This window comes from Ktedonobacteraceae bacterium (assembly GCA_035653615.1).
Lineage (GTDB): Bacteria > Chloroflexota > Ktedonobacteria > Ktedonobacterales > Ktedonobacteraceae > DASRBN01.
The window spans coordinates 210,877-218,169 of sequence record DASRBN010000044.1 but is presented as its reverse complement, the minus strand read 5'-3'; the positions used below and the strand labels follow the sequence as shown (position 1 = coordinate 218,169).

General features: G+C 54.0%; 8 protein-coding genes and 1 CRISPR repeat array. Of the genes, 6 read left to right on the top strand and 2 right to left on the bottom strand.

What is annotated here, in order from left to right; translation table 11 throughout:
* Positions 1-175 precede the first annotated feature (175 nt).
* Positions 176-898: a CRISPR direct-repeat array (repeat unit 37 nt; unit sequence GGCTAAATGGCCTGGGACGCCCGTTAGGGATTGAAAC).
* A gap of 117 nt (positions 899-1,015) precedes the next feature.
* The 3 genes from VFA09_27865 to VFA09_27855 all read left to right on the top strand — a co-directional run bounded on the left by VFA09_27865 (position 1,016) and on the right by VFA09_27855 (position 2,807).
* Positions 1,016-1,240, top strand: coding sequence for a hypothetical protein (locus tag VFA09_27865; GenBank protein ID HZU71124.1), 225 nt, complete (start codon positions 1,016-1,018; stop codon positions 1,238-1,240).
* Positions 1,237-1,800, top strand: a complete 564-nt coding sequence (locus tag VFA09_27860; protein ID HZU71123.1) for a DUF6585 family protein — start codon at positions 1,237-1,239, stop codon at positions 1,798-1,800. Before VFA09_27865 ends, VFA09_27860 begins: the two co-directional genes overlap by 4 nt.
* 110 nt (positions 1,801-1,910) lie before the next feature.
* Entirely contained in the window at positions 1,911-2,807 is an 897-nt protein-coding gene (locus VFA09_27855) for an arginine deiminase-related protein (GenBank protein ID HZU71122.1), read from the top strand.
* A gap of 88 nt (positions 2,808-2,895) precedes the next feature.
* On the opposite strand, the gene VFA09_27850 is transcribed toward VFA09_27855, so the two are convergent.
* Entirely contained in the window at positions 2,896-3,849 is a 954-nt protein-coding gene (locus VFA09_27850) for a YafY family protein (GenBank protein HZU71121.1), read from the bottom strand.
* A gap of 126 nt (positions 3,850-3,975) precedes the next feature.
* Here VFA09_27850 and VFA09_27845 point away from each other — a divergent pair, with 126 nt between their 5' ends.
* The 3 genes from VFA09_27845 (at position 3,976) to VFA09_27835 (ending at position 5,920) form a co-directional block, all read left to right on the top strand.
* Complete coding sequence (locus VFA09_27845; GenBank protein HZU71120.1) at positions 3,976-4,272, top strand: hypothetical protein; 297 nt, start codon at positions 3,976-3,978, stop codon at positions 4,270-4,272.
* A gap of 37 nt (positions 4,273-4,309) precedes the next feature.
* On the top strand, positions 4,310-5,395 hold the full coding sequence (locus tag VFA09_27840) for a winged helix DNA-binding domain-containing protein (protein ID HZU71119.1): 1,086 nt from the start codon (positions 4,310-4,312) through the stop codon (positions 5,393-5,395).
* Positions 5,396-5,497: 102 nt separating this feature from the next.
* Positions 5,498-5,920 (top strand): PPOX class F420-dependent oxidoreductase, encoded by a 423-nt coding sequence (locus tag VFA09_27835; protein ID HZU71118.1) that lies wholly within the window; start codon positions 5,498-5,500, stop codon positions 5,918-5,920.
* 71 nt (positions 5,921-5,991) lie between these two features.
* Here VFA09_27835 and mdh read toward each other — a convergent pair whose 3' ends face one another.
* A complete protein-coding gene (mdh, locus tag VFA09_27830; protein HZU71117.1) occupies positions 5,992-6,918 on the bottom strand; it encodes a malate dehydrogenase in 927 nt (308 codons plus the stop codon).
* Positions 6,919-7,293: the final 375 nt, after the last annotated feature.

Below are 7,293 nucleotides of genomic sequence, written 5' to 3'. Positions count from 1 at the left end.
GTCACATCCAGCTGAGAAACGCACGAGATGTGAGAGCATCCCGGGAAGAGGCCGTTGACGGAACCAGAAGCAGAGAGTACAATGAGCAACAGAGAGGCATCCCGGGACTCTTCCCGGGATTTTGCAAGTGCAACTGTAGTGGTAATGGTCGTATAGGCATCGCTGAACTGGCGCAGGCTAAATGGCCTGGGACGCCCGTTAGGGATTGAAACCAATCACAAAATTGATGCCATCCTTGAAGGCGCCAGAAATCCGGCTAAATGGCCTGGGACGCCCGTTAGGGATTGAAACGCCCGAGGTGAAGCACATCGGCTCAAACTGCGGATCAGTGGCTAAATGGCCTGGGACGCCCGTTAGGGATTGAAACTGCTCCAGGTCGTTGATGTAGATTCGCTGCCGCGCCGCTGGCTAAATGGCCTGGGACGCCCGTTAGGGATTGAAACTCCGGTGGCCCGTTCTCGCTCACCACACAGCCGAGCTGGCTAAATGGCCTGGGACGCCCGTTAGGGATTGAAACGACGATTTTAGTTGAGCCGTCAGGCAATGCCAGGGTTACGGCTAAATGGCCTGGGACGCCCGTTAGGGATTGAAACACAGACCATCGTATCCCAACAGAACGCCCGGCAGAGACATAGGCTAAATGGCCTGAGACGCCCGTTAGGGATTGAAACTCACAATAACAATCATGCTTTTGCCTATAGTCATATCTTGGGCTAAATAGCCTGGGACGCCCGTTGGGGATTGAAACCCGATATGCCGTAAGAAAGCGATACCTCCTAGCCAAGGCTAACTGGCCTGGGACGCCCGTTAGGGATTGAAACTCTCCCGCAGAAACAGTAATTGTCACGCTCAGGCAGCTGAGGCTAACTGGCCTGGGACGCCCGTTGGGGATGGAAACCTGGCAGAGTGGGACTGCCAGGTATGGCGCCTCTGAGTTTTGGGCCTTCAGCATCTGTCTTTCGTCAAGAGGTATTGTGGCTGTTACCTCGTTCTTGTAGACGGCCAGGAGTTCGATATGCTAGAAGATAACGCTCCCTTGCAGTATCCTGAATGGCAGGACTACTTAGAAACAACTCCCTCGCTGTCATATGTCGATACTTCTTTGCAGCCTTCCTCTGCCTCCCCGCTGCCGCAATCGCCATCACAGGACGATCAACGTCCGGCGACTCGTAGTGAGATCAATGTGGCGCAAACGCGCTTCATCATAACCCACGATGCTATCTCTGCACGCATGGGATAATCTCCATCAAGGGGAAACAGGTACAGGCCATCCGCTGGGACCAGGTTAGAGGCGTGCAAAAAATCTACGCTACAGGAACTTCTAACTCTCCACAGCAGTATCTACTTTACCCACCAGGAGATGAAGAGCCGGTGGTGCTCGACCGCATAACAAGCGGGTTCTGGATACTTGGCAAACAGATCGAGAGAGAAGTGACCCAATACCTGCTCCCTAAAGCCCTTGCGACGTATAAAGCAGGTGAGACGCTTAACTTTGGTGCGCTCAATGTAAACTCGCAAGGACTTAGCCTGAAAGAAACGCCGAAGAACCTTCCCTGGGAAAAACTCGGCTATATTGGCGAGTATAGGGGCTATCTTGTCATTAAGGAGAGAGGAACCTTATCGACATGGAAGAATATCGACGTGGCGGACATTATTAACCTGTGCGTCCTGCTTCCACTTATTAAGAAGGTCAAGTACGAGAGCAATATGAGCGAACATAGTCAACGGTCCTGGAGCTATCCAGTATTGACGAATCAGGACGCACAACAATCCGAATGGCAGGAGTATGAATTGCAGTAAGCGTTTCCTCGGGCGAAAACGTATCCTTCATTTCTCACCGTTACCCAGGTTATCCCCTCCCCGTTCTATTTGCAAAGACCAGTTGTTACTCCTCATTAGAAAGAGTACTGATGGATAACTCAAACCTCTCGCAAAAAGTCAGTTCAGCAAATACACCGCTTGAAGCCGCGCCGTTATCCTGGGGCAAATCGTATCTTATGTGCCCGCCAGACTATTTTGGCGTGTTTTATGAGATCAATCCCTGGATGCACCAGGAGGATCGCCCGGATTGCGATCTCGCGATGGAACAGTGGCAGAACCTGGCGGCCAATCTGCGGCGTGCCGGGGCAACGGTCGAAATCATCAAGCCGGTGAAAGGTCTGCCCGATATGGTCTTCGTTGCCAATGCCGGCCTGGTGGATGGCCGGAGAATCATCTTGAGCCGCTTCCGCCATCCTGAGCGCCAACCGGAGTCAATCTATACCTCACAATGGTTTCAGGCTCGCGGTAGTGAAGTAGCAGAGCTGACCGGCGATGGCAATCTCTTCTTTGAAGGCTGCGGCGACGCTTTCCCCTATGGAGGCTGCCTGCTGGCCGCGTATGGATTCCGTTCGAGCCGTTCCGCTCATGCCGCGCTCTCTCGATTGCTGGACATCCCGGTTCATTCCATCCGGCTCGTCGATGAGCGTTTCTATCACCTGGATATCAGCTTTTCTCCGCTCGATACGCAGCATGCCATCATTAACCCGGCGGCCTGGGATCGCGAAAGCAATGCAATTATCGCTGAGATCGTGCCGGAACCGCTCGTCCTCGAACTTGATGAGGCGCTAACCTTTTGCGCAAACTGTGTAGTGGTGAACAAAGTCGTCATCATGCCCGCCTGCCCGCCGCGCGTCGGACGCATCCTCGAACGCTGGGGATACGAGGTGTGCGTCTCACCTGTAAACGAGTTCCTCAAGGCCGGAGGAGCGGTGCGCTGCCTGACCCTGCCGCTGGATATGGCTATTTCGGCTGCGGGAAAACTCTAATACGCTTTGCCCCTTCCTGGAACGCTACCCGGGTTTGCAGAGACGAGGGGATGGAACCCTGTTCGTGATACTCCACGCTTGCTCCAATTTATTGAGCAGTCGCCCTCTGCACCATCTGCTCCGATAGGCGCAGCAGTGCTTCTCGCAATTCTACCGGCTCGTGTACGACGAATGGAAGGTTGAGGATCATCAGATAACGCGCCATGCCGTCCAGATCGTCATACTGGCTCTGAAGCAAGGTCCCTGTTGGAGTGGCAGTAAGCGAGCCATAGGATGCCGGAATCTTTTGTTGCAGGATAGATAGCGGGGCCTGAAACTCTACCTTGATGTCAAAGCCGCCTGAGGTCCTACCATACTGCTTCGCCACATATGCCTGGCAATCGAACGTTTCGTCGCGTTCAAAAGGTTCCGTGAGATACTCTATCTGCTGGATGCGGTCCAGGCGAAACGTGCGGTAGTCCTGGCGCATGCAGCAGTAGCCGACCAGGTACCAGTATCCTCGCCAGCCTATGATGCCATACGGCTCAACCTTGCGATGGGTGACTTCGTTAGCGTGAGAACAATAGTCGAGGGTTACACGCTGGCACTGCGCAATCGATTCGCTCAGGTTGAGCAGCAATGAAGCATCGGGCCGCGATTCTTGTTGCTGGGTTGGCAGGATCAGGTGCGTGGTAACGGCTTGCAGGCGCTCGCGGACCCGCTGCGGCAGAACGCGGGAGACTTTGGCCATCGCTCCCTCAATGGCCACCGGTGATTGTCCAACCTCCAACCATGAGCTTGCCAGCAGGCCCAGCACGACAGCTGTAGCTTCCTCCTCTGTAAACATCAGTGGAGGCAGCTTAAAGCCGGGTCGCAGGCGGTAGCCGCCGTAGCGACCAATGCTGGCCTCGACCGGAATTCCTACATCCTGCAGGTGCATGATATAGCGGCGCACAGTGCGCACGTCCATCTCTAATCGCGCGGCTAGCTCAGGGCCGGTGATCGATGGCCGGGCCTGAAGCAATTCGAGTACCGCCAGGACACGGCTGGTTGGATGATACATGACAAATCTCACCTTCCGGTATTTTTCCGCTAATTTCCCCTCAAACGAGGGCCAATTATGTCCTCCTTTCAGGATATACTTTGAATATGAAAAACGTCAAGTCAAATGAGAGAGAGGAACGAACCGATGACTTCCGCATCTGTTCCTCTTGAGTCCACCGGCAAGCTTCGACTGCGAGGCTTTGCGCTCATCTCTGTGATGAGCGCCCTGATGCTGACGCTCTTCCTGGAGGCGCTTGACCAGGCGATTGTCAGCACTGCTATGCCGCGCATCATCGCGCAATTGCACGGTCTTGATCGCTATAGCCGGGTCGTGACGGCCTATATCCTGGCCTCAATGACCATGATTCCGATGGTAGGCAAACTCTCCGATCCAAACAAGGGCCGATTCTGTCCTCCTTACAGGATATACTTTGAGTTATGAAGAATGGCCATTGAGTTGAGATGAGAGAGGGAAAGGCATGACTACTACTATGGTAAATCTGGATATTGCGCGCCTGCGCCTGCACAACCAGCTCATTGCCCAACAAACGCTTGAAAAACCCGCCGGGGTCGTTCACTGGCTTGGCGCAGTCCAGGCGCAGGACTATCTCGGCTCGCTCTGGGCGCTTGGACTGCGTATGCGAAACGCGGTTGAGGCAGATATTGAGCAGGCCATAGCCAATGGCGACATAGTGCGCACGCATCCTATGCGCGATACGTGGCATTATGTCGCCTCAGAGGATATTCGCTGGCTGCTCGCGTTGATGGCGCCGGGAAGGATTGCAAGCATGGCTTCCTGGTATCGCCGGTTCGAACTGGACGAGGCAACCTTTGCCAGGTGCAACGCTATCTTCACGAAAACGCTTCAGGGCGGCAAACAACTTACTCGCCAGGAGCTGGCCGCGGCTTTGCAACGGGAAGGTATTTCTACCGCCGGCCTGCGCCTCACCTTTATCTTGCACCGTGCTGAGATGGAAGGTGTCATCGCCTCTGGCACGCGGCGCGGCAAGCAATTCACCTTTGCGCTGCTGGATGAACTGGTGCCCGTCTCCCGTATGCTCGCACGCGAAGAGGCCATGGCAGAACTGGCCCATCGCTATTTTACAAGTCATGGACCCGCGACGCTGCAAGATTTTACCTGGTGGTCAGGATTGCCGGCAGCTGATGCCAGGGCCAGCCTTGAAATGGTCAAGGTGCAATTGGTCAAGGAGACTATCGACAACCGCGTTTACTGGCTTTCCCGGTCTACATCCCTTACAGTATCAGATTCAACGGCTTATTTGCTGCCACCTTATGATGAGTATACCGTAGCATATAAAGATCGCAGTGCTGTACTTGACCCGTCATATGCCCAGAGAACGGGAAATGGCATCTTCGGCCCAACTATCGTTGTCGATGGCCAGATCGTGGGTACGTGGAAGCGCTCGTTCAAAAAGGATGCTGTGATCATTACGCAAGAACTCTTCACTCCATTGAGCGAAGCCCAGAACCAGGCTATTGAGGCGGCAACGGAGCGCTATTGCAGATTTGTGGGTAAGTCGTTGATAAGGACTTCTATTCCGTGAGAAAATATTATGACATGGGTACAGGCACCGGCACGCCCGATGTCTTCAACCTGGTAAAATCCTGATCGGCGCATTCTATCATCAGTAAAGAGATCAATTTCTATGCAAACATTTACCAACGAACAACGCGACTTTCTCTTACACGGAACCCGCACCGGCAAGCTGGCAACCGCGCGCAAAGACGGTCGCCCGCACGTCGTTCCCATCTGGTTCATGCTGGATGGCGATACCATCGTCTTCACCACCGGCGAGCATACCGTGAAAGCGGCGAATATACGGCGCGATTCACGAGTTTGCCTCTGCGTCGACGATGAAACGCCCCCATATGCCTATATCATGGTCGAAGGCACTGCCAACCTGAGCGATGATCTCAACGCATTGCTTCTCTGGGCCACGCGCATCGGCGGTAGATACATGGGTGAGGACAGGGCCGAAGAGTACGGTAAACGCAACGGCGTCCAGGGGGAATTACTGGTGAGGGTTACACCGACCAGGGTTCTTTTCGAGAAGGATATCGCCGGTTAAGCAAGAACAAATAAGCGGCATCTTATGGCTCGCGCACTATAAGATACCGCTTATTTGTTCTTGCTTAACTGCTAAATTCCCATCACCTGCACCAGCTCCTTCACGGCGTCCGCCGATTTCTGGAGCAGGGCGCGTTCCTGTTCGTTCAGTTCGACCTGGATCACTTCTTCCAGGCCTTTCGCGCCCAATTTGGCCGGCACGCCGACAAACAGGTCGTGGATGCCATACTCGCCTTGCAGGTAGACCGCGCAGGGCATAATCATCTTCTTATCCAGCAAAATGGAATCGACCATTTGCAGTACCGAGGCCGAGGGCGCGAAGTAGGCGCTGCCCGTACCCAGCAGCTTCACGATCTCAGCACCGCCGTCGCGCGTGCGCTGCACGATCTGCTCGATGCGCTCAGCCGGCATCAATTGGGAAATGGGAATGCCTGCTACCGTACACATGCGCGCCAGCGGCACCATTGTATCGCCGTGGCCGCCCAGTACATAGGCCTGAACATCCCGCACCGATACATTCAACTCCTGGGCGATAAACGTGCGGAAACGCGCCGTATCCAGCACGCCCGCCATACCGATGACGCGCTCGCGTGGAAAACCGCTGATATGATATGCCAGCTGCGCCATCGCATCCAGCGGATTCGTCACCATGATAATGATCGAGTTCGGCGAGGTCTTCACTACCTCCTGCGTGACCTGCGTAATCACCTCTTGATTTTTCTTGACCAGGTCATCGCGGGACATGCCGGGCTTGCGGGGAAAACCGGAAGTAATCACCACAATATTCGAATCTTTCGTATCGGCATAATCATTCGTACCAGTTACCATCGAATCGTAGCCAAGGATCGGCCCTGCCTGGAGCATATCCAGCGCCTTGCCCTGCGGCATATTGGGAATGATATCAAACATCACCACATCGGCATAATCGCGTTCTGCCAGTCGCTGGGCCAGCGTGCTTCCCACAAAACCCGCGCCAATCACAGATATCTTACTGCGCATCGTCATTTCCTTTCCTTACATCCTAAAATCCACAAACGAGAATCGAGCCATGCCGTAGGGACAGCGCCTTGTGCCTGTCCTGCGACTCCGACGCGGACAGGCACAAGGCGCTGTCCCTACGGCATTCGTTCTGGTTCTATGGCTATTGTATGTCGTGTTTGCATGAAATGCCAATGTATCAGGTGGTTTGGGGAAGTCCCTCTCCAAAACAACCATCTTCGCCATATGGATTATGTGAACATTGCTTATTAGCAATGAAATATGTTAGACTCTACTATGTAGTAGCAACAGGTAAAGATTTCGGACTATTCATAACGGATTGTTACGAATATGCAATTTTTCCCAATCCATCAGCACGAATTCCGCAAATCTATA

Bases quoted from the DNA above. Each gene is read 5' to 3' on its own strand.
- VFA09_27865 (HZU71124.1), top strand. From the start codon at position 1,016: ATGCTAGAAGATAACGCTCCCTTGCAGTATCCTGAATGGCAGGACTAC.
- VFA09_27855 (HZU71122.1), top strand. From the start codon at position 1,911: ATGGATAACTCAAACCTCTCGCAAAAAGTCAGTTCAGCAAATACACCG.
- VFA09_27850 (HZU71121.1), bottom strand. From the start codon at position 3,849: ATGTATCATCCAACCAGCCGTGTCCTGGCGGTACTCGAATTGCTTCAG.
- VFA09_27845 (HZU71120.1), top strand. From the start codon at position 3,976: ATGACTTCCGCATCTGTTCCTCTTGAGTCCACCGGCAAGCTTCGACTG.
- VFA09_27840 (HZU71119.1), top strand. From the start codon at position 4,310: ATGACTACTACTATGGTAAATCTGGATATTGCGCGCCTGCGCCTGCAC.
- VFA09_27835 (HZU71118.1), top strand. From the start codon at position 5,498: ATGCAAACATTTACCAACGAACAACGCGACTTTCTCTTACACGGAACC.
- mdh (HZU71117.1), bottom strand. From the start codon at position 6,918: ATGCGCAGTAAGATATCTGTGATTGGCGCGGGTTTTGTGGGAAGCACG.